This window comes from Marinomonas algicola, assembly GCF_014805825.1.
GTDB lineage: Bacteria > Pseudomonadota > Gammaproteobacteria > Pseudomonadales > Marinomonadaceae > Marinomonas > Marinomonas algicola.
This window is the reverse complement of sequence record NZ_CP061941.1, coordinates 711,824-734,137: the sequence shown is the minus strand read 5'-3', so window position 1 is coordinate 734,137 and position 22,314 is coordinate 711,824. Positions and strand designations below refer to the sequence as shown.

Genomic DNA, 22,314 nt, shown 5'->3' with positions numbered 1-22,314 from the left:
GCTCAATGCACTCATTCTAGCGCAACGTTATTTAAATATTGACACCTGAAATATACATCCATCTAATCAACTGTCATCCGTTGTTTTTATTAAAGGGTTTAAAATAAAAGTGGTGTCGATACTTTCCTCAGACAACAGCGTTATCATAAGAGTATGCGTCGATTGACTGTTTGTTTGAGGGATATAGTCTTCAGCCGAAAAAATAGTGTCTAAGGTAAAGCCTTGAAACTCGGCGCCCGCAAGTAATACAGACAATGTCTTTATGTCATCGAGCTCTTTAACATATTGTTGACGTTTTTCTATTATAGCTTTCCTTAATTCATCGGTTGTCGGTTTCGCATCAGAGGCGTTCAATAAGACCTTATTAATTTCCTTAACAACCTGCTTCGCCTTACTAGGGTCCGTTGAAAAGTCGATTCTAAGAGAGTAAGCCGTTGAAGCAGGGTTCGTTCCTTCAACAGTCACATTGATAGCGTATACAAGTCCTTGCTCTTCCCGTATTTCGTTAAACAAGACTTTATTAAAATGCTGTTGAATCCAAGAGACATCTGGATGAAAATCATCTGCAAATGCGTGTTTAGGCAATGTTTTGATAATGGTCACGCCTGTTGCCTTCACGTTTGATCCATCGCCTTCAACAGTGATAGATTGAGGAGCGATAGGGTTGTCTCTGGGCATGCCTCTTTGCGCTTCTGTTTGAGGAATATTCGCGACAGAGTGAATTAATAGAGGTTCTAACTGTTCAGGCGTAACATCGCCAACAAGGGTTAAAACGTAGTTTTGTGTTCCCTTAAAATACGTTTCGTAGATAGTAGTCATTCGTTCAGCATCGATGTTTGATACTTCAGCCGCTGTCATACGACGAAAGGCTGGGTCGTTGTTTGTTAGTACCGACTCCGCACGTAAAGTGAAGTCATTTGTGGGCGTCTGGCTCATTTGTTGCAGTTGATCTAAATTTAATTTCTGAATATGGGCAAATACGTTTGGATCAACTTTCACTTCTGTTAATGCAACATGCATAAGCCTTAATAATACAGCCAGATCTTCCGTAGAAGAGCGCATCTCTAACTCTCTCGAATTAAAAGTAAAATGATGAGATAAACCAACATCAGTGTTAGACAACCAATCTTTTAGCTCCGATCCTGTCATGTCTCTTAAGCCACTGGCCCCCATAACAGACGTAGCTAAGCGTGCTGCCAAGACATCGTCTTCAGGCATTTCATTAAGTCCACCTAAACCAACCAGTTGCAAAGCGACATTATTTTGCTCTTGTTGTGTTTCATAAAGGCGTACCATCAAACCATTACTTAACCGATACTCAACAATCCCATTCGTAAGGTTTGTTTTTTGCAGAATGCTTCCAGGCGCTTTCGATAGCGGCCAGTGAATGTCTTTTACAACGGCTTTAATCGGCAGAATAGGCTTGGTGGAACTTGAAAAATAACTTAAGAGCACGTCTTTTGAAGGTGCCGGTTGACCTCGCTTATGCATCAAAATAACGTTACTAGGGAGGGAGAAAAAGGTCTTCGCCAATTTTTGTAGATCGACTAGCTCTGTATTTAAGTGTGCATCGTTAAGTAAACGTACGTAGTGTTTCTCACTTAGCATAACCCCATTATTTAATGCATATTGTGACGCCACATAAGCCAGATAATCAGGAGCATTAAAATCATCAGAAAGACGATTCAATCTTGTTTTACGCCAAGCAAACCACTCCTTGCCATACACACCATATTTAATCATTTTAGCGATTTCTTCTGTTATGATCTGACTGGCTTGCGGAACACCATCGGCATTACTCATGGAGGTAAAGTTAAGACTCGTTCGATAAATTGCAGGGTCAGACACGAATTCAGCAAAAATGGATGACACATTCCCCTGAGTTTCCACCAAACGATGTTTAACCCTATCATTAAAAATAGCGATGAGAGCGCTTAGCTGATCCTTTTGAATAAGGCCTGATTGACTGTTAAAAAACGATTTTTCGAATGTATGGGAACGTGTTACGACATGCTTATTAATCGTTTCATCAGTATAGATAGCAACGCCTGTATTGTTTGCCTTAGGTAAGTCAAAGCGAGATGACTTACCTTTACCCGATGATCTCCAACCTTGAAAGCGCTCTTGAATACGCTGTTTAATTTTATTCCGATCGATATTACCTGTAATGATCAATGTTGCGTTATCGGCACGATAGTGATCTGAATAAAACACCTGAAGCGATTCTGCTGTTGTGTTTTTAATATGCTTTAAAGTGCCAATAGGAAAACGCTTGGAGTAGTAGCTGTCTTCAAGAATGTCATTCACTAATTGCTGAGAAATAGAATCATTATTAGGGTCTCTTAAACGCCACTCTTCAATAATAATGGGCTTTTCTTTTTCAACTTCTTGATAATCAAAATGAGTATTAAACGCAAAGTTACTGAGTAATTCTAACGCTTGAAGGCTTTTAGTTGAGTCGTTCTGCTTAATGGATAAGCTATATTCTGTATGATCGAAATACGTATAGGCATTTGCGTGCTTGCCCATATTCAATCCCAACGCATCTAATTGCTCCTGAATTGGGCGCTCACCTTTGTCATTTAGTTGATTGAAGGCCATATGCTCAACAAAATGAGCGTGGCCAAGCTGATCATCATTTTCTTGTAAACTGCCACTGTGAACCAATAGTCTAAATGTCGCCGAGTCGCTGTTTCTTGGCCATAAAATAATGTCTAAGCCATTATCTAAGGTAAAGGTGTCTATATTTGAATCGTTTTTGGTTACTTTAATGGAGTCTGAATCAGAGTCTGCCGCTATCGTCTCATCGGGTGTTTTCTGTGAGCCGACGCACGCTGTGGTAAAGGCTGGTATTAATAATAACCAACAAAACGCCATCAAATACGATTTTTTTTGAACATAAAATTTAGCGAAGAAAACAAAAAAAAGAGAGCAGCAATACCAAAGTGTATAGTGAAATAGGTGCGAAAAAATAGCCAAAATAGAGTCCTTTCATATTTAAATAGCAATTTAGCCTCCTTCCTAGGATGCGTTTTAATGGATTATATTCACAAAATCCAGTCAGAATCAAGCCTCACTCTTGTTCTAATTGCTTCACTTTTTCTTCTAGTTCAATTAAACGCTGACGGTATTTCGCCAACATGGCCGCTTGTATTTCAAACTCTTCCCGGCTGACCAAATCCATTTTAGACAACGTTGTCTTTACGACCGCCTGTAATTGCAGTTGTACCTCTTCAGCTGGAAGTTTGCTCAACTGAGTAGCGGCTTGCTCTAGACCCGAGCCAAACTGTTTTATAAATTGATCAATCATACTGTCGCCTTTTGATTACGGTCACCTTGGAACGGTTAACAATGTAACGATTCATATTAAGTCTATATTTGTTAGGTAAAGTTTAAACCAAATGGTAGCACAAGCTGAAATGAGATTCGTGTCTGTTTTTTATTTAAAAAGACTATTTTATCGCTTAATTACTAGACAAAAACACAAACGCACAAAAAAAGAGCGCCCAATACCTATTCCTCCCCATGATGCCGCACGAAAAAAGCGCACCGGCCATCCTTTTTTATATCAGAAAGTTCATGAATCGCTAGAACCCTCGTCATTATTGGGCTGCAGATTCTTGGCACAGTCCTTGAATATGAGAGAAACCTAAGAATTACAACGACGACACGCAACAGACTTGTTAAGGAGACTGTAAGTATGAAGCTTATAACAGCGATCATCAAACCATTTAAATTGGATGATGTAAGAGAAGCACTTTCAGAAATTGGAGTGCAGGGTATCACAGTAACAGAAGTTAAAGGGTTCGGACGCCAGAAAGGACATACCGAGCTATATCGTGGCGCTGAATACGTTGTAGATTTCCTACCAAAAGTAAAAATTGAGCTCGCCATTGCTGATGACATGACTGATCAAGTTGTTGAAGCCATTACTGGTGCAGCGAACACAGGCAAAATTGGTGACGGTAAGATCTTTATCGTAAATCTTGAACAAGCGGTTCGAATTCGTACCGGCGAAACAGGTGAAGATGCCGTTTGATACGGTCTCCATTTTATAAGCCTTAGGGGGGCGCAACATGCAAGATCAAATTTTTCATTTACAATATGCCATGGACACATTCTACTTTTTGGTATGTGGTGCATTAGTTATGTGGATGGCAGCAGGATTTGCCATGCTAGAAGCCGGTTTAGTACGCGGCAAAAATACAACAGAAATTTTAACCAAAAACGTCGCTTTGTTTGCCATCTCATGCATCATGTATCTCGTTTGCGGTTATTCCATCATGTACGGTGGTACTTGGTTCTTATCTGGTATTCAAGATGTTGATGTAACGTCGACTTTGGGTGACTTTGCGAGTCGCGAAGATGGCTTCGAAGGCGGCTCTATTTATTCTGGTGCATCTGACTTCTTCTTCCAAGTTGTCTTTGTAGCGACCGCTATGTCTATCGTATCCGGTGCCGTTGCTGAACGTATGAAGCTTTGGTCATTCTTAGCATTTGCCGTTGTCATGACCGCGGTTATCTACCCACTTGAAGGTTCTTGGACTTGGGGTGGAAATGATGTGTTCGGTATGTACAACCTAGGTGACATGGGATTCTCTGACTTCGCAGGTTCAGGTATTGTGCACATGGCAGGTGCCGCGGCGGCTCTAGCAGGTGTTTTGCTACTAGGCGCTCGTAAAGGTAAATACGGTCCTAACGGTGAAGTTCGTGCTATTCCTGGTGCTAATTTACCACTGGCGACACTTGGAACATTCATTTTATGGATGGGTTGGTTCGGCTTTAACGGTGGTTCTGTTTTAAAATTAGGCGATATAGCAAACGCAAACTCTGTTGCCATGGTATTCCTAAACACCAATACAGCGGCAGCAGGTGGCGCGATTGCCGCATTAGCATTAGGTCGTATTTTGTTTGGTAAAGCCGATTTAACAATGCTATTGAACGGCGCTCTTGCTGGTCTAGTCGCGATTACGGCTGAGCCATCGACTCCAACAGCGCTTGGTGCAACCGTAATCGGAGCCATCGGTGGTTTAATCGTTGTTATATCCATTCTGACTCTCGATAAACTCAAAATTGATGATCCAGTAGGTGCCATCTCTGTACACGGTGTTGTTGGTCTTTGGGGTCTATTAGCCGTACCATTCACAAATGACGGCGCAACATTCGGCGGACAAATCGCAGGTGCATTAACTATTTTCCTTTGGGTATTCATAGCAAGCTTAATTGTTTGGTCTGTTATCAAAATGGTTATGGGAGTTCGTGTATCAGAGGAAGAAGAATACGAAGGTGTAGACCTTTCAGAATGTGGTATGGAAGCTTACCCAGAGTTTAAAAAATAGTCCCACACTTATTTCTCAAGTGTAAGGCTGTCTAAGGTAACCCCTCACTTTTGTTAAGTGCAGGGGTTTTCTTTTATACCGCCTTTATTAATCACTATCTGCGCCCCATTGTATTGTTATATGCTGCGTAAAATCACTCAGCCCGCATTCATATGAATGATTAAGATTAATCACCATTTATAGGACGTTTCATGTTAGAAGATCTGCATCTTAAAATTCGTAATATCACTGCTGAAGATTACCCACAGTTAAAAGAATTAATGGATAGCGTGTACGATGATATTGGAGGAGCATGGCCTCTACACACCATAGAAAAACTGATTAAAGACTTTCCTGAAGGTCAAATCTGCTTAATCGATCACGATCAAATTGTCGGTGTTGCCTTATCCTCTCAAGTTGATTATGAACGCTTTAGTAACCCACATACCTATGATGATTTGATCGGGCACAGGGAAACCATACTGAACAACAAGAAAGGCGATGCTATATATGGCCTAGATGTGCTTATTTCCCCAGATTATCGAGGTTACCGTCTGGGCAGACGTTTGTACGAAGCACGAAAGGAGCTCTGTAGACAGCATAATTTACGAGCCATTCTTGCTGGCGGCCGTATTCCAAGTTATTACGAACACATGGATGAAATGACACCGCTGGAATATTTAGAAGCGGTAAAAGAACGTAAAATCTACGATCCGATCTTATCGTTTCAATTATCCAATGATTTTCAAGTCACTCGTTTGTTAAAACAATACATGCCCGAAGATGAAAAGTCTCAAGGTTATGCCACGCTTCTAGAATGGAAGAATATTTTCTTTGAGCCAGAAACGACCGTCATTCAATCTAGAAAAACGCTGGTTCGTGCTGGCGCCATTCAATGGCAAATGCGTGAAGTAGAAAGTGTCGATGAGCTACTTAAGCAAGTTGAGTATTTTATTGATGCCGTGTCAGATTACAAAAGTGACTTTGCGATTTTTCCTGAATTCTTTAATGCGCCCCTGATGGGGTTAAGCCCAGACCAATCGAACCAAACTGAAGCGGTACGTTTTTTAGCCAGCTTTACTGAACGTTTTAAGACGGAAATGTCGCAATTGGCTGTCAGCTATAACATTAACGTTATTACAGGGTCCATGCCTTTATTGGAAGATGAGGTCATGTACAATGTGAGTTACTTATGCCGCCGAGATGGCACGATTGAAGAACAAAGAAAAATTCATATTACCCCCCACGAACGTCGTGATTGGATCATTGAAGGGGGGGACGAATTAAACGTATTTGACACGGATGCTGGACGCGTTGGAATTTTAATTTGTTACGATGTCGAATTCCCCGAGTTAGGCCGATTGTTAGCGGACCAAGACATGGACATTCTGTTTGTGCCTTTCTGGACCGACACGAAAAATGGTTACTTGCGCGTACGACGCTGTGCTCAAGCAAGAGCCATAGAAAATGAGTGCTATGTTGTTATTTGTGGTAGTTGCGGTAACTTACCTCAGGTGGAAAACTTAGACATCCAGTATGCTCAAAGTGCGGTATTCTCACCCTCTGATTTCTCGTACCCCCATGATGCGGTTATGTCAGAAACCACCCCTAACACAGAAATGATCATGTTCTCTGACCTAGATTTAGATAAGTTAAAGCTTACTCGTAGCGAAGGTTCTGTTAATAATCTAAAGGACCGCCGACATGACCTGTATACGCTCGTTCGTAAAAAGGTCGATAAAGCCTAGTATTTTTAAAGAGAACCGACTGTTATTTTGATATTGCCCTACCCGCTTAATTGAGTTTCAATGACTCTTATATGAAATCATTAAGCGGGGATCTTTACCTCACGGCCAATTAAACATCTACTCATACACCATCAACTTACTCATAACATAGTGAAGAAATAAACATGGCAAAGGCTAAGGTTGCTTTCGTCTGTAACGAATGCGGATCAGACTACTCAAAATGGCAAGGGCAGTGTAATGACTGTGGGGCATGGAATTCATTAAGCGAATTTAAAGTCAGCAGCAGTAAAACATCAGCTCGTGTTGCGGTTTCCCAAGATACAAAGTACGCGGGTTATGCGGGCTCTAAAACAGGGATTCAAAATCTCTCAGATATTGATCTAACGGATGTCCCGAGGTTCAGTTCAGGAGCGGGCGAATTCGACCGTGTGTTGGGCGGAGGTCTAGTCCCTGGTGGCGTCGTATTAATTGGTGGCAGCCCAGGAGCAGGCAAAAGTACCCTACTACTACAAACAATGTGTCTGCTTGCACAACAACAAAACGCACTTTATGTCACAGGCGAAGAGTCTCTTCAACAAGTCGCCATGCGGGCTCAGCGTTTGGGTCTGCCGACACAGAACTTAAAAATGTTATCGGAAACCAATGTTGAACGTATTTTAGACGTAGCCCAAGAGTTGCAACCCAAAATCATCGTCATTGATTCCATTCAAGTTATGCATCTTGATGGTGTTGAATCTGCTCCAGGCAGTGTCTCTCAAGTACGTGAAAGTGCCGCCGTATTAACGCGTTTTGCCAAGCAGACACAAACGGCCGTTTTACTTGTTGGTCATGTAACCAAAGACGGCACCCTAGCTGGCCCAAAAGTACTGGAGCACATGGTTGACTGTTCTGTTCTATTAGAAGGTTCTGAAGATTCTCGTTTTAGAACGCTCCGTGGCATGAAAAACCGCTTTGGCGCTGTCAATGAATTGGGTGTATTTGCGATGTTGGAAACAGGCTTAAAAGAAGTCAAAAACCCGAGCTCTATTTTTCTTAACCGCAGTAAGCATCCCGCCGCAGGCAGTTTAGTTATGGTGGTATGGGAAGGAACGCGTCCTTTACTTGTCGAGCTACAAGCCTTGGTAGATGACTCCGCTTTTAGCAACCCTAAGCGCGTTACTGTTGGCTTCGATCATAACCGCCTGGCGATGTTGTTAGCGGTACTTCATAAGCATGGAGGATTGCTAACATCAGATCAAGATGTCTATTTAAATGTGGTCGGTGGGGTCCGAGTCCTGGAAACCAGTGGCGACTTAGCGGCCATCGCCGCCGTTGTTTCTAGCTTTAGAGACAGAGCGTTATCAGATGAATTAGTCGTACTCGGGGAAGTCGGGCTATCAGGTGAAATTCGTCCAGTACCATCGGGTCAAGAAAGAATCAGTGAAGCGGCTAAACACGGCTTCACTAAAGCGGTAGTGCCGAAAGGCAATGTTCCTAAAAAAACCATTCTGGGAATGACAATAATAGGTGTTGAGAGATTGTCGCAGGCTTTGGATGCCATTTTCGAGAACTAGTCTATTCCCTTTCAAAGCTTGTTCATTCAATATCATCGAACAAGCTTTGGACACTGTCTTCTGTCATACCATAAGGCAAAGTACTCCGCTGATTCAAAGAGTCCATGCGATCTTGCCTCGCTTTCAGTAAACGTTGCCAACGCTGTTTGCAAATTTGTAATACTTTTCTTTTTTCACGGTCCGTCAAACGAAACCATTGAAAACGTTCTTCTCGACTGCGTAAACACCCTTTGCAAAACCCTTTCGCACTGTTTTCACACACACCTCGGCAAGGGCTTTCAACTTGAAACAGCTCAATTTGTTCCACACCCCTCCCCCCTAAAACCCGTTAAAATAATAAAAAGCCCTACGTGACTAAAAAGTCACTAAATTAAAGTCGTATATTTCTTCGGGCGATAGAAAGTAGACTCTCTCTGGGGGCGAAGCGTCCAATGAAAACCAATAAAAGCGTTCCGGCACACCCATTTCCAAATAAAAATTCACATAGGTTGCGTGAATCGGATCCGCTATATTTAACGTCTGAGGATCCACTCCGTATTTATCTAACCATGAATGCACGCCAACACCGGCACCAGGTTCAATGGTTCGATTAACCCCCCCTAAAAACAAATCCACACCACCGGATACAACGTAACCCGTTTTAACAATTCTAGTGTCTAGCTTTAAGCGGCGAATTAAACGCGCCGCCTCCATCGTTTCTTGTTGATCCAAAGAGCCTTGAATATCCACTAGAGCCAAGGTCGATACATTCGGGTTATTGTTAATAATAGACGATAAATCGTCTCTTGAGTTATGACCCAACACGCCCGAAATGTAGGCTGTATTGTCTTCAATAAAAAAGGTTAGCCCTTCGCTCAAAATGAACGTATTCGTTTTTGGAACAGGCTGATTACTGCACGCCGATAGCAATAGAAAACTGATCCCATAAATAATGAGAAAAGTAATACTCTGAAAATTAAACGATTTCATTACAACTCTCTTTCAGACAAGATCATTCGATAGAAATAATCTTATTGTTTCTAGCGCACAATGTCTCCTTTTAAAAAACCGTTTCTTTGCACGATATTTACTTATTTCAAGTTTTTTTCAAAGAGATATGCCTTATTTTCATATCAAGCATACCTAAATAGAAATTCATATCTACAATAAAGAGATATAAAATAGAGTTATTCACAATTACCTAAGTTCCTCTCGGAGAATTTAATGAAAAACCATTTCAAACATTCGCTGGCAATGAGCACGGCTCTACTCGCCTCTCTATTATTAAGTGCATGTTCAGGTGAAAAGGCTGAAACAGACGTTAAACCAGATATTATTCGTCCGGTAAAGCTTTTTACCATTAACTCACAAAACGCACTCAATATAAGACGCTTTCCCGGAGAACTGAAAGCGAGCCAAGAAGCGGATTTAGCGTTTCGTGTAGGTGGCCAACTGACAACCCTTAATGTCATTGCGGGGCAACAGGTTAAAAAAGGCGATCTCTTAGCGCAACTTGATCCAAAAGACTTTCAATTAAAGGTAGACCTAGCTGAAGCGAATTACCGTTTGGCAAAAGCCACCTTTAACCGAGTACAGTCTGTTTATAAGCAAAATGCAACAACGCTAGCTCAATTTGATGAAGCCAAAGCCAATTTGGATCAAGCAGAAAACGCGTTGACGCAGGCCAAAAATCAGCTGTCTTATACCAAATTAACCGCACCGTTTGATGGCGTTATCGCAACCGTTTCTACTGAAAACTTTCAATATGTAAACGCAACACAAGCGTTAATTCATATCCAAAATATTAAACAATTGGATGTTGTCTTCCAAGTTCCTGAAAAATTAATTATTAATATTCAAAGTCATGAAGTGATCTATCAACCTAATGTTGTGATTGATGCAGCACCAAGCAATGTCTTCAAAAGCCAATACAAAAAGCACAACACAACGCCGGATAATTCGACAAAAGCGTACGACGTCACCTTAAGCCTTAAAGAAAATCACGATGATAGCATCACTTTACTACCAGGCATGACCGCCAGTGTTGATATCAATATTGGTGAATTGTTAGCGGTAAAACAAAACATTCTGGTACCAGTAGAATCGGTTTTAGAAACCCACACTGAAACAGGTGATTCACATCGTACTGTTTGGGTCTTTAATCCAGACACAAATCGAGTAGAAAGTCGAATTGTTAAAACAGGTACCTTACAAGAAAGCACCATTGAGATCGTTGAAGGGCTTAAGGACGGTGAACGTATTGTATCTGCAGGTGTACACAGCCTAAATCAAGATACCCCCGTTCGTCCTTGGACTAGAGAGAGAGGCATATAAGTGAATATTGCAGCTTATTTCATAGAACGAAAAGTCACCAGTTGGATGATTACACTTATCCTCTTAATTGGTGGTGCGGTCGCCTTTACGAATCTAGGTCAATTAGAAGACCCTGAATTTACCATCAAAGACGCATTAGTGATTACCAACTACCCAGGCGCGTCGCCTGAGCAAGTCGAAGAAGAAGTGACTTACAAGATAGAAACGGAATTACAGAATCTGCTGTACGTTGATAAAATAAAATCAACCACAAAAGCAGGTTACTCTTTAATTCAAGTAACGATTAAAGAAACGTACCGTGCCGATCAGCTTAAGCAAATCTGGGATGAAATGCGTAAAAAAATTCGTGATATCACACCAACCTTCCCAGAAGGTGTGCAAACGCCGATTATTGCGGACGATTTTGGCGATGTGTATGGCGTCATGCTGGCCATACACGGTGAAGGCTATCCCTATAAAGATTTAGAGAACTACGTTGACTACATCAAGCGCGAGCTAGTGTTAGTTGATGGTGTAAGCCGGGTAACGGTGGCTGGAGAACAAACGGAGCAAGTCACCATTGAGATTTCTCGCTCGAAACTGGCTAATATGGGCATCTCTCCCGATCAGATAAAAAATCTGCTAGCGACTCAAAATAACGTGTCTAACGCAGGTAATGTAACCGTTGGCTCTGAGTACATTCGAATCAGCCCAACGGGCGAATTCAAGGACATTTCGGAGCTTGAAAACCTGGTTGTTGGCACACCAATCTCAGGTAATCTGATTCGTTTAAGCGATATAGCTACGGTCAAACGAGAGTACCAAGAGCCGCAAACCAACTTTATCAACTACAATGGTGAAAGCGCCCTACTTTTAGGAGTGTCATTCTCCTCTGGCGTCAATGTTGTTGATATTGGCAAGACCTTAGAAAAACGTATCGATGAGTTGCAATACCAACAGCCTATTGGCATTAGCATGGATACCGTCTACTTCCAGTCAAAAGAAGTCGACAATTCTGTGTCTAATTTCTTATTCAATCTTTTTGCTGCTGTCGGCATCGTTGTGCTTGTCTTGCTTGTTTTCATGGGCATCAAATCGGGCATACTAATTGGTTTAATTCTACTGTTAACCATCCTTGGCACCTTTATTGTCATGGATTATTTTGCCATCAACTTACAACGTATTTCCCTAGGGGGTCTGATTATTGCTCTGGGAATGCTGGTGGATAATGCCATTGTCGTAACTGAAGGTATTCTAATCGGCTTGCAACGAGGCATGACAAAACGAGAAGCCGCCAGCTCTGTCGTCAAACAAACAAAATGGCCACTTTTAGGCGCGACTATCATCGCCATTACCGCTTTCGCTCCTATTGGTTTATCACCAGACGCCGTCGGAGAGTTTGTTGGGTCATTATTCTATGTTCTTCTTATTTCATTATTCTTGAGCTGGATTACCGCCATTACCTTAACACCGTTTTTTTGTGATCTTTTCTTTAAAGAAACGTTAAAAAGTAATGACAGTAACCACGAAACAAAAGACCCTTATGCAGGCTTTTTATTCACGGCGTATAAATGGCTGTTAGATAAAGCCATGCGTTTTCGTTGGGTTACTGTGCTGTTGTTAATCATCACATTAGTCACAGCAGGATGGGCATTTCAGTTTGTTAAACAAGCTTTCTTCCCACCCTCTACGACGCCAATGTTGTATATGGATATTCAACTTCCTGAAGGAAGCCATATTAATTCCACTTACGAAACCGTAAAAGACATTGAAAAAACCGTATTAACTGAAGATGAAAGAATCGAGTTTGTTACTTCTACTACAGGTAAGGGTACGCCACGGTTTATGTTGACGTACAACGCGGAGCAAACAAACTCAAGTTACGCTCAATTTATCATACGTACAAAAAACTCTGAGGTCATACCAAGCTTAATTGAAGATCTGTACTACAAAATGCAAGAAAACTTCCCTGACCTTGAGGTAAAGCTTGAGAGATTACAATTAGGGCCAGCTGGCGGTGCAAAAATTGAAGCACGTATCATTGGCCCAGATCCGGATGTTTTACGTAAATACAGTACAGTAATTCAAGATATTTACCATCAAGATGGTGGGCTAGAAAACATTAAAGACGATTGGCGTCAAAGAGTAAAAGTATTACGCCCAATTTTTGATGATGCTCAAGCTCGTCGTTTAGGCATTAGCAAAACCGACCTAGACAATGTGATGTTAACTAACTTTACTGGCTCTCGTGTTGGCACTTACCGCTCTGGTACGGACCTTCTGCCAATCATACAAACGTCCCCAAAAAATGAGCGACTTTCAATCGATCAGATACGTGATTTACAGATATACAGCCCAGCCTCTGGTGCTTATATCTCATTATCCAATGTGGTTTCTGGTTTTGAAGTGGTATGGGAAGACCCCATTATTGAACGTTTAGACCGTAAACGCACCATTTCTATATTAGCCGACCCTAAAATTCTTGGAGATGAAACCGCGATGGCTGTTTTCGGACGCATCCGAGGGCCCGTTGAAGCGCTTGAATTACCTCAAGGATACAGTTTGGAATGGGGTGGCGAGTATGAGAGCAGTACGGATGCGCAAGCCAATATCTTTAAGGCATTGCCAATGGGATACTTGTTTATGTTCATTATTTCAATACTGTTATTCAACTCAATTAGAGTTCCCCTCGTAATTTGGTTCTGCGTGCCTTTGGCTCTGATTGGCGTATCATTCGGCTTACTTGCGATGAACACGGCTTTCGGATTCATGTCTTTACTTGGCTTCTTAAGCTTATCCGGCATGATAGTCAAAAACGGCATTGTTTTAGCGGATCAAATTAACGTTGAAATTGACCAAGGAACAGAAACATACGAAGCCGTGTTTCTTTCGGCTGTCAGTCGTGTAAGACCCGTCTGTATGGCGGCAATCACCACCATTTTAGGTATGATTCCATTATTGTCTGATGCCTTCTTTGAGGGGATGGCCGTTGTCATATCCTTTGGTTTAGGTTTTGCGACCATTCTTACCTTGGTGGCTGTCCCTGTATTTTACTCACTGTTGTTCCGAGTTAAATATCGTCCACAAAAAGACTTTTCATAAAACGTAACATTGATCGAATAATAGAGAACGGTATCTCTCTGTTATTCGATCATTAAATGCGAGAAAATTATGCGTATAGAAGACATTTCAAAGCTCGATATTAAATTATTGATCGCCTTTGTTACCATAATGGAAGAAGGCAGTGTTTCAAGAGCCGCTGAACGACTAAATCTTACCCAACCGGCACTCAGTAAAAGTTTGCAAAGGTTACGAGATTTATTCAATGATGCGCTTTTTACTCGCCAAGCCTATGGACTCAGCCCAACGTCAAGAGCCAGCGAACTCCACCAACAAGTAAAGCCTATTTTACGATCTTTGACGGAGTTAATGGAGCCCGCTTCCCTAGATATTCATAACCTGAATAGACGCTTTAGATTGGCCGTAAGCGACTGTGAGCTAGAAAGTTTTATTGAGCCTCTATTGGATTATCTCCATGTTGAAGCGCCCAATACGCTCATGTCAATTAGCACTTGGTCCGAAAGCAGTTTTGACGGTATTTTGAATGGAATCGTCGATATTGGCATCAGTCCTTTAGTCACTACACCAGGCCACATCAGAACGAAACTTGTTGGCCACACCGAAGGCTGCATTATTTTGAGCGCTCAACATCCTTTGTTTGATAATGAAACCTTGTCTTTAAAAGAGTTAATAAGTCATAAATTTGCCACACATCATATCAAACACCACAACAATGATTACTACTTTTACAACACATTAGATAAGCTACAGCAGCAAGGTTACAATTTAGAACCCGCTCTCGAAACGGAAAGTTTAATGGTTGCAATGAAAGCGGTGAAACGTGGTATGGCGTTTCTTGTCTCTCGTTCAGTCGGTGAACTCTTCCGTACCGTCATGAACGACAAAGGTTCAAGGGTTAAAATTTTCCCTTTGCCAAAAGAAGTCTCTGAAATAGCTCCCTATGAAGAGCGTCACCCGATCCAAATATGCTGGCATGAAAGAAATAATAATGATCTTGCGCATCGCTGGTTCAGAGAAAAAGTGATTCAACTAATGAGAGAAACGCCTTGGATCACACCACCCTAAACAACATTAAAGTCGTGTTTTTGATAAACCAAAAAGACCTGATATTAACAACAGTTTGCTTTACCTTTTGCTTACTCAGCAGGGTGTTTCAAAAGGTGAGCAAGTCTTTCTTTAGCGTCTTCTAAGGTTCCGGTTCGCTGAAATCGGGGAATCTCTTCTCCACCAATAACAACCGTTTCTTTAAACATGCCTATGGGACGAACCCATAAACCGAAATCACCATACAATGCCTGATAAACAACAAATTGATCCATTGTTTCACTGTGCCTGGCCACATTCTCAACCAAGTACTCCATTCCTTTAAAGTGACGATATAAACCCGCTTCAATCGTTTCCATAAACCTCTTCTTTTGAATTTTTGACCTTTAAGATCATTATTTAGAATATTTTGTCGCAAATTTGAAAGTTTGCATCTACTTTCATTATTCATATTACTGAATAATACTTACCTTATTATGTGCATAAGAAAACCTTTATCAAACCAATATAAAGACTAAATTTAATAACGCATAGCAAAAGTTTATTCAACCCATTACGAGGAGATTAATCATGTATTTAGTCAGGCCAGTTGATTTCTCCGATTTACCGGCATTGGAGCGCCTCGCTCAACAAGCTGGAATAGGGTTTACGAATTTCCCGGCGAACAGAGATCGACTAAATGACCTTATCGCCTCATCAAAACGTTCTATGTTGGCCAATATAGAACAACCAGGTGAAGAGTCATACAGCTTCGTTCTTATTGATACAAGCCGTGATGTTATTGTTGGAGCCTGTGGATTAGAAGCCATGGTTGGTACGGATACTCCTTTTTATAGCTATCGTATTGATGAAGTGGTACACGCTTCACCACAAATGCAGATTCACAACCGAATTTCCGCACTGTTTCTATGTCATGACTACAATGGAACCAGCCGCATGATGGCTCTTGTGGTAGACAGAGCCCATCAAAACCATATTGCGATGTCTTTACTTTCAAGAGCTAGGCTGCTTTTTATGGCAAAACATCAAGAACGATTTACCAAAAGAATTTTTGTCGAACTGCGGGGTGAAAGTGACCGTCATGGCTTCTCACCATTTTGGGATTCATTAGGAAAGCACTTTTTCTCTATGGACTTTCAAAAGGCGGATTATTTGTCGGGGGTCAGCAATAAAAATTTTATCGCTGACCTAATGCCACGCTACCCAATTTACGTACCAACGTTGCCGCAAGCAGCACAAGACGTGATCGGAGTTGTGCATGAGGAATCGGATAAGAGTGCCGAAATACTCTTAGAAGAAGGTTTCCAGTTTCGTAATTACGTCGATATTTTCGATGCCGGGCCGACAGTAGAATCAAAATTGCAAGATATACACACTGTGGTAAACAGCAAAACGGGCTCGATGACAATAGATGAAGGCTTAAGTAATGCCCCTATGCATTTAATTGCAAAAGGAAAGTTGGGAGACTTTCGAGCAACGGTCGCCCCAGCATATGATCATCAGGATCAATTAACAATAGAAACCGCCACACAACAGCGCCTCCAAATTAGTGAAGGCGAACAAATCCAATGGATTACTTTATAAAATAATGCCATCCATTTAATACGCTTTATTTTAGCCATTTACGAGACTTAAGATTATGATGATCATTAGACCAATACAAAAAGACGAGCTAGAAGCCTTATACAAACTCGCCGAAAAAACAGGCGTCGGTTTCACGTCTTTAATTCCCGATAACAGCATTCTGACAAAAAAAATAGACGCGTCCGTCGCTTCTTTTGAAAAAGAAAATATTGATGAACCTTCTGATGAAAGCTATCTGCTGGTATTAGAAGACTCAGAGACAGGTGAAATTGTCGGTACTAGCGGCATTCTAGGAACGGTAGGCTTAGACGAGCCTTTCTACAGCTACCACTTAGGTAACCTAGTGCACTCCTCTCGCGAGCTAAATGTTCATAACATCATGCCAACGCTTGTACTCAACAATGACTACACTGGCTTTAGTGAGCTTTGCACATTATTCCTAGACGAAGGTTATCGTCACTCTAAGAACGGCCAGCTTTTATCCAAGTGCCGTTTTATGTTCTTAGCTCAGTTTCCAGAACGTTTTACCGAAAAAGTATTCGCTGAAATGAGAGGCATATGCGATGAAAATGGACGCTCTCCGTTATGGGAAAGTCTAGGGCGTCACTTCTTTTCTATTGATTTCAAAAAAGCCGATGAAATGACCTCTCTTGGAGGAAAGCAGTTTATCGCCGAACTGATGCCAAACAACCCAGTTTACGTCTCATTGTTAACCGACGAAGCAAAAAATGTTCTCGGAAAAGTTCATGATAAAACAGCACCCGCATTACGCCTTTTAGAGCAAGAAGGTTTTCGATACGAAAACTACGTCGATATTTTTGATGGTGGACCAACAATAGAGGCAAGAGTGCAAGATATTCGAGCGGTTCGTAACAGTCGCTTAGCCATTGCCAATGTTGGGCAACCCAAAAGCCTCAATGAAGGCACCTACTTTATGGTGTCAAACACCAAGCTGGCGAATTTCCGATGCATTCTCATCCAACGTATTGACACTCCAGGTAGCTCCATTACTTTGAACCAAGAAGAAGCTGATAATCTGTGTATTAAACATAAAGACACAGTCCGCATTGTTGAATTGTCATCTCGCCATTAACTCCAACGTTACTCATGAAGGAAGCAATCCATGAACACAGTTTTAGTAGACTCAGTTAAACAAGCTCATTTCATTAATGGAGAATGGGTAGAAGGTAAAGGTAGTCCAAGTCGCTCAATAGACCCATCTGACGCCTCTTTGGTCTGGGAAAGTAATAGCGCTAGCGCGGAACAGGTTAATGATGCGATTAAAGCCGCACGCGGTGCTTTTGCAGGTTGGGCTAATACGGATTTAACAGATCGCTTAATGATTATTGACCGCTTCGCTGAGTTAGTAAAAGAAAACAGTGAAAAAATCGCCCATACCATTAGCCGTGAGACTGGTAAGCCAATCTGGGAAACGCGTACGGAAGCCGCCGCCATGGTCGGCAAAGTAGCGATTTCGAAACAGGCCTATAACGAAAGAACCGGAGAGAAAACAACACCGATGCCCGGCGCTACAGCTCGACTTCGCCACAAACCTCATGGCGTGGTCGCCGTATTTGGCCCGTATAATTTTCCTGGCCACCTGCCTAATGGTCATATAGTACCAGCCTTAATGGCGGGTAATACTGTTGTCCTTAAACCAAGTGAACAAGCACCTGCCACCTCGGACTTCGTCATCCAACTTTGGCAACAAGCGGGTCTTCCCTCTGGTGTTCTAAATATGGTTCAAGGTGAACGTGAAACCGGCGTTGCGTTAGCAAACCATGAAGGTATTGATGGGTTATTTTTCACAGGAAGCCCTCAAGTGGGCCATATACTGCATAACGATTTTGCGGGGCATCCGGGTAAAATCCTTGCCTTAGAAATGGGGGGAAATAACCCTCTTCTGGTCTCTGAAAAGACACAGAACATAGACGCAACAGTACATGAAATTATCCAATCAGCCTTTATTTCTGCTGGCCAACGATGCACCTGTGCTCGTCGCTTGTTAGTACCAACAGGGACACACGGTGATGCCATTATAGCCAAACTGCTCGAGACAACCAGCAAACTTAACATCGACCGTTTCGACGCTGCAGAACAACCCTTTATGGGTCCTGTTGTGTCATCCCAAGCCGCTGATGGTCTATTGCAAGCTTATAATAACCTCATCACGTTAGGCGCACAGCCTTTGTATCCAATGAGTCGTGGACCAAGCGCTACCGGGTTTATTACGCCTGGTATTGTGGATGCAACAGAGATTTTGGCTTCATTGCCTGATAATGAGCATTTTGGCCCATTATTAACGGTCATTCGTTACACGTCACTGGATGAGGCCATGACGATTGCCAATAACACTAAATTTGGTTTATCAGCAGGGATTCTGTCCGATGATGCAGAAGAATACGATTGGTTTTTCCGCCATAGCCGTGCCGGTATAATTAATTGGAACCGCCAGACAACAGGGGCTTCCAGTGCCGCTCCATTTGGAGGAACAGGTGCAAGCGGCAACCATAGAGCAAGCGCTTACTACGCGGCAGACTATTGCGCTTATCCAGTCTCCAGTATTGAAGTAGACACGCTTGCAGTACCAGAAAAGCTCGTTCCAGGTCTAACCTTGTAAGTAAAAACTAAGCCATGTGATGTAACAACATTCACTAAGCGACTGTTTCATCAGTAAAGATTCAGTCGCCTTTTTCTATTTCAAGAGGTTCTAATGAATAAGGCAAATGAAGCAAATTTTGATGGATTAGTCGGACCAACACATAATTACAGCGGCCTTTCATTTGGCAATGTCGCTTCATTAAACAACGTTGATCAACCCTCTAATCCGAAAGAAGCCGCTAAACAAGGGTTAACAAAGATGAAAGCCTTAGCGGATATGGGATTTATTCAGGGTGTTCTAGCGCCACATGAACGCCCTCATATTCCAAGTTTACGTCGCTTAGGCTTTACTGGGTCGGATGCAAAAGTCCTCGAACAAGCGGCCAAACAAGCCCCTAAAATTCTTGCCGCCGCCAGTTCGGCCTCATGTATGTGGACGGCAAATGCGGCGACCGTCTCACCCAGTACCGACACACAAGATGGGCGTATTCATTTTACACCAGCGAATCTTGTTAATAAGTTCCATCGCTCTATCGAGCATGAAACGACCGGAGCGATTTTAGCGGCCACATTTAATAACCCTGAATTCTTTGCTCATCATCCAGCCTTGCCTAGTGTTGATCACTTTGGTGATGAAGGGGCCGCTAACCACACTCGCTTTTGCCCTGAATACGGCGAGCAAGGCATTGAGTTTTTTGTTTACGGCATGGCCGCATTTGACGCCTCTATGCCAAGACCCTCTCAGTTCCCGGCAAGACACACTTTAGAAGCGTCTCAAGCCGTCGCTCGTCTGCACGGTTTGTCAGAAAACAAAACCGTTTACGCTCAACAAAACCCCCAAGTAATCGATGCGGGTGTGTTCCACAACGATGTTATTGCGGTTGGTAATCGTAACGCGCACTTTTATCATCAAGAAGCCTTTCTCAATACAGAAAAAATGCAACAAGACATTCTTTCTGCTTGGGGCAACAGTGCAGAAAAATTCCACTTTATTGAAGTACCGAGTGCTCTCGTTTCAGTTGAAGACTGTGTCAAATCTTACTTGTTTAATAGCCAACTACTGAGTCATGGTGCTAATGATATGACTATTGTTGTCCCAGGTGAATGTCAGAATATTCCAGCTGTATGGAACTACCTGAATAGCCTCGTGGCAGGAAATGGTCCGATAAATGCCGTTAAAGTATATGACTTAAAGCAAAGTATGAGTAATGGTGGTGGACCGGCTTGCCTACGCCTAAGAGTCGTATTGAATTCAGCTGAGCATGCCGCGGTAAATCCCCATTGCTTAATGAATGACACCTTATACATGACACTGAATCAATGGGTCGATAAGCACTACCGAGATCGTTTAATCGAAAAAGATCTAGCTGACCCATTGTTGTTAATGGAAAGCCGAACGGCGCTTGATGAATTAACACAAATTATGCAGCTTGGCAGTGTATACGATTTTCAAAAAGGTTAAGGACTCACGATGAAAAAAAGGCGCTTTAGTTATAAGCGCCTTTTTTATAGGTGGGTAGGATGAATAATCAGAGTTTTAAAAATGCTCCGCATTTTCAAAGTAGTCCGCCCCTTTAGTATCATGGAACATCACTGTGATATCTTGCCCAGTTACGATTAATGGTCTAACTAAATCATCAATATAAGCCGCTATCTTTGCTTTTACATCACCCCCACGGTTAAACCAAACAATTTCAAAAAAAGGATAAGCGGGGGAAGATCCACCTGCGACAAGGTAACTTGCCGCTTGATACTCCAATGTAAAATGGGAATTCGGCGTATCGGTGATGTCTGCTAATGACTCAATTAAAGATTCAGAGATAGACTCCAATGTTTCAAACGACATTCCTCTAACACGAATATGAGGCATAACTCTCTCCTATAACATATAAAAAAGGCCTAATTTAATAAGCCTTTTTTATATAACACGACACTGAGTCTTACGAATCGAAATCATCGACATAATTAAATGAGCGAGATTCAATAACCACACCATCATCAACAATTTCAACTGTCCATAGACCATCAAAACCTGGCATCAATTTTTTACTTGACCAAACACGCCAACGATCACCACCAATATCAAAGGCTAATTCGACCTGCACTTCACCATCAAGTAACCATCGATGCAATATTGTATGACCCGACATATCCCTTAAATCCGTGAAGAAATACACACGCTGGATTTCACCGTAAGCAACCTTAATGGTATCGCCAATATCATTAATGGGTTCTCGATCAATAACATCATTAGAAAATTGAGCACGAGCGACTAATGCCATAGCTGGTTGAGCTAAACAAAACGACAAAATGCCCAAAGAACATAACTTAATTATTGTTCGCCACATCATACATAATCCCTATTTAATTTATAAAATAATACGTCATCCAAAGTAATGCTTTAACAGACCTATATGAACAAAAAGCATGACTCTTATGAATACTTCTAATAGATTAATCAGTTTAGGTGAAAATTTATCTAACTGGGTACTATTTTATAAAAATAAAAAGACTCGTTAGCAAAATAACTTAAACTGGCTCTTTTCGGTCTGCCAGTGGCTTGGAGAAAGTGTATTCCATATCCCAAGGAAAACGAATCCAAGTATCCTGACTCACTTCTGTTACAAATGTGTCCACCAAAGGCTTTCCAGCCGGTTTTGCAAAGATGGTTGCAAAGTGAGCTTTCGGTAACATTTCTCTTACTTTTTGCGCCGTTCTACCCGTATCAACCAAATCATCAATAAGTAACATTCCTTCACCGTCACCTTCGACGCCTTTAAGAACATTCAATTCACCTTGATGCTTAGCTTCTTTACCTTCTGAAGAATAGCTAACGATGCAAATTGTATCAATTAAACGAATGTCTAATTCCCGACAAATAATAGCGGCAGGAACCAGTCCACCTCGAGTAATCGCAATGATCCCTTTCCAAGGCCCTTTTTCTAACAAGCGCCAAGATAACGCCCGTGCATTACGATGTAACTCTTCCCAAGAAACAGGGAAATCTTTTGAATATGGATCCATTTTACAATTCCTCTACAGACAAAATCAGCGTTACTAAGATGATTAACACAGAAAATTTTCACCAAACAG

At 41.9% G+C, this 22,314-nt stretch carries 19 protein-coding genes; 11 read left to right on the top strand and 8 right to left on the bottom strand.

Going from position 1 to position 22,314, the window contains the following annotated elements:
• Positions 1-66 precede the first annotated feature (66 nt).
• Both IEZ33_RS03230 and IEZ33_RS03225 read right to left on the bottom strand, forming a co-directional pair.
• Positions 67-2,979, bottom strand: a complete 2,913-nt coding sequence (locus IEZ33_RS03230) for a M16 family metallopeptidase (protein WP_191602292.1) — start codon at positions 2,977-2,979, stop codon at positions 67-69.
• A 94-nt stretch (positions 2,980-3,073) separates the two neighbouring features.
• Positions 3,074-3,310, bottom strand: a complete 237-nt coding sequence (locus IEZ33_RS03225; RefSeq protein ID WP_191602291.1) for an accessory factor UbiK family protein — start codon at positions 3,308-3,310, stop codon at positions 3,074-3,076.
• Positions 3,311-3,700: 390 nt separating this feature from the next.
• On the opposite strand from IEZ33_RS03225, the gene glnK reads away from it, so the two are divergent.
• The 4 genes from glnK (at position 3,701) to radA (ending at position 8,619) form a co-directional block, all read left to right on the top strand.
• Positions 3,701-4,039, top strand: a complete 339-nt coding sequence (gene glnK, locus IEZ33_RS03220; protein ID WP_191602290.1) for a P-II family nitrogen regulator — start codon at positions 3,701-3,703, stop codon at positions 4,037-4,039.
• Positions 4,040-4,076: 37 nt separating this feature from the next.
• Positions 4,077-5,339: an ammonium transporter gene (locus tag IEZ33_RS03215; RefSeq protein WP_191602289.1), complete on the top strand. Its 1,263-nt coding sequence runs from the start codon at positions 4,077-4,079 to the stop codon at positions 5,337-5,339.
• Between the two features lie 191 nt (positions 5,340-5,530).
• Positions 5,531-7,066 carry a carbon-nitrogen hydrolase family protein gene (locus IEZ33_RS03210; RefSeq protein WP_191602288.1) on the top strand — a complete coding sequence of 512 codons (1,536 nt, stop codon included), beginning with the start codon at positions 5,531-5,533 and terminating at the stop codon, positions 7,064-7,066.
• Positions 7,067-7,230: 164 nt separating this feature from the next.
• Positions 7,231-8,619, top strand: a complete 1,389-nt coding sequence (radA, locus tag IEZ33_RS03205; protein ID WP_191602287.1) for a DNA repair protein RadA — start codon at positions 7,231-7,233, stop codon at positions 8,617-8,619.
• 22 nt (positions 8,620-8,641) lie between these two features.
• Here the strand turns inward: radA and IEZ33_RS03200 are convergent, their stop codons facing one another.
• Both IEZ33_RS03200 and IEZ33_RS03195 read right to left on the bottom strand, forming a co-directional pair.
• Positions 8,642-8,926, bottom strand: coding sequence for a DUF1289 domain-containing protein (locus tag IEZ33_RS03200; protein ID WP_191602286.1), 285 nt, complete (start codon positions 8,924-8,926; stop codon positions 8,642-8,644).
• A 47-nt stretch (positions 8,927-8,973) separates the two neighbouring features.
• Positions 8,974-9,588, bottom strand: a complete 615-nt coding sequence (locus tag IEZ33_RS03195) for a COG3904 family protein (RefSeq protein WP_191602285.1) — start codon at positions 9,586-9,588, stop codon at positions 8,974-8,976.
• Positions 9,589-9,822: 234 nt separating this feature from the next.
• On the opposite strand from IEZ33_RS03195, the gene IEZ33_RS03190 reads away from it, so the two are divergent.
• The 3 genes from IEZ33_RS03190 (at position 9,823) to IEZ33_RS03180 (ending at position 15,057) form a co-directional block, all read left to right on the top strand.
• The gene (locus IEZ33_RS03190; protein WP_191602284.1) at positions 9,823-10,932 is read left to right on the top strand and encodes an efflux RND transporter periplasmic adaptor subunit; all 1,110 of its coding nucleotides are present in this window, start codon (positions 9,823-9,825) and stop codon (positions 10,930-10,932) included.
• On the top strand, positions 10,933-14,013 hold the full coding sequence (locus IEZ33_RS03185) for an efflux RND transporter permease subunit (protein WP_191602283.1): 3,081 nt from the start codon (positions 10,933-10,935) through the stop codon (positions 14,011-14,013).
• A 69-nt stretch (positions 14,014-14,082) separates the two neighbouring features.
• Positions 14,083-15,057, top strand: coding sequence for a LysR family transcriptional regulator (locus IEZ33_RS03180; protein WP_191602282.1), 975 nt, complete (start codon positions 14,083-14,085; stop codon positions 15,055-15,057).
• A gap of 71 nt (positions 15,058-15,128) precedes the next feature.
• Here the strand turns inward: IEZ33_RS03180 and IEZ33_RS03175 are convergent, their stop codons facing one another.
• Positions 15,129-15,395 carry a DUF1653 domain-containing protein gene (locus IEZ33_RS03175; protein ID WP_191602281.1) on the bottom strand — a complete coding sequence of 89 codons (267 nt, stop codon included), beginning with the start codon at positions 15,393-15,395 and terminating at the stop codon, positions 15,129-15,131.
• A 211-nt stretch (positions 15,396-15,606) separates the two neighbouring features.
• On the opposite strand from IEZ33_RS03175, the gene IEZ33_RS03170 reads away from it, so the two are divergent.
• The 4 genes from IEZ33_RS03170 to astB all read left to right on the top strand — a co-directional run bounded on the left by IEZ33_RS03170 (position 15,607) and on the right by astB (position 20,683).
• A complete protein-coding gene (locus IEZ33_RS03170) occupies positions 15,607-16,620 on the top strand; it encodes an arginine N-succinyltransferase (RefSeq protein WP_191602280.1) in 1,014 nt (337 codons plus the stop codon).
• Positions 16,621-16,675: 55 nt separating this feature from the next.
• Positions 16,676-17,713, top strand: coding sequence for an arginine N-succinyltransferase (astA, locus tag IEZ33_RS03165; RefSeq protein ID WP_191602279.1), 1,038 nt, complete (start codon positions 16,676-16,678; stop codon positions 17,711-17,713).
• A gap of 30 nt (positions 17,714-17,743) precedes the next feature.
• Positions 17,744-19,240 carry a succinylglutamate-semialdehyde dehydrogenase gene (astD, locus tag IEZ33_RS03160; protein WP_191602278.1) on the top strand — a complete coding sequence of 499 codons (1,497 nt, stop codon included), beginning with the start codon at positions 17,744-17,746 and terminating at the stop codon, positions 19,238-19,240.
• Between the two features lie 93 nt (positions 19,241-19,333).
• Positions 19,334-20,683, top strand: a complete 1,350-nt coding sequence (astB, locus tag IEZ33_RS03155) for an N-succinylarginine dihydrolase (protein WP_191602277.1) — start codon at positions 19,334-19,336, stop codon at positions 20,681-20,683.
• A gap of 75 nt (positions 20,684-20,758) precedes the next feature.
• Here the strand turns inward: astB and IEZ33_RS03150 are convergent, their stop codons facing one another.
• The 3 genes from IEZ33_RS03150 to gpt all read right to left on the bottom strand — a co-directional run bounded on the left by IEZ33_RS03150 (position 20,759) and on the right by gpt (position 22,245).
• Positions 20,759-21,091, bottom strand: coding sequence for a DUF1904 family protein (locus IEZ33_RS03150; protein WP_191602276.1), 333 nt, complete (start codon positions 21,089-21,091; stop codon positions 20,759-20,761).
• A gap of 70 nt (positions 21,092-21,161) precedes the next feature.
• Positions 21,162-21,572: a DUF2914 domain-containing protein gene (locus tag IEZ33_RS03145; RefSeq protein ID WP_240009618.1), complete on the bottom strand. Its 411-nt coding sequence runs from the start codon at positions 21,570-21,572 to the stop codon at positions 21,162-21,164.
• A 178-nt stretch (positions 21,573-21,750) separates the two neighbouring features.
• On the bottom strand, positions 21,751-22,245 hold the full coding sequence (gene gpt / locus IEZ33_RS03140; RefSeq protein ID WP_191602275.1) for a xanthine phosphoribosyltransferase: 495 nt from the start codon (positions 22,243-22,245) through the stop codon (positions 21,751-21,753).
• Between the last annotated feature and the right edge of the window lie 69 nt (positions 22,246-22,314).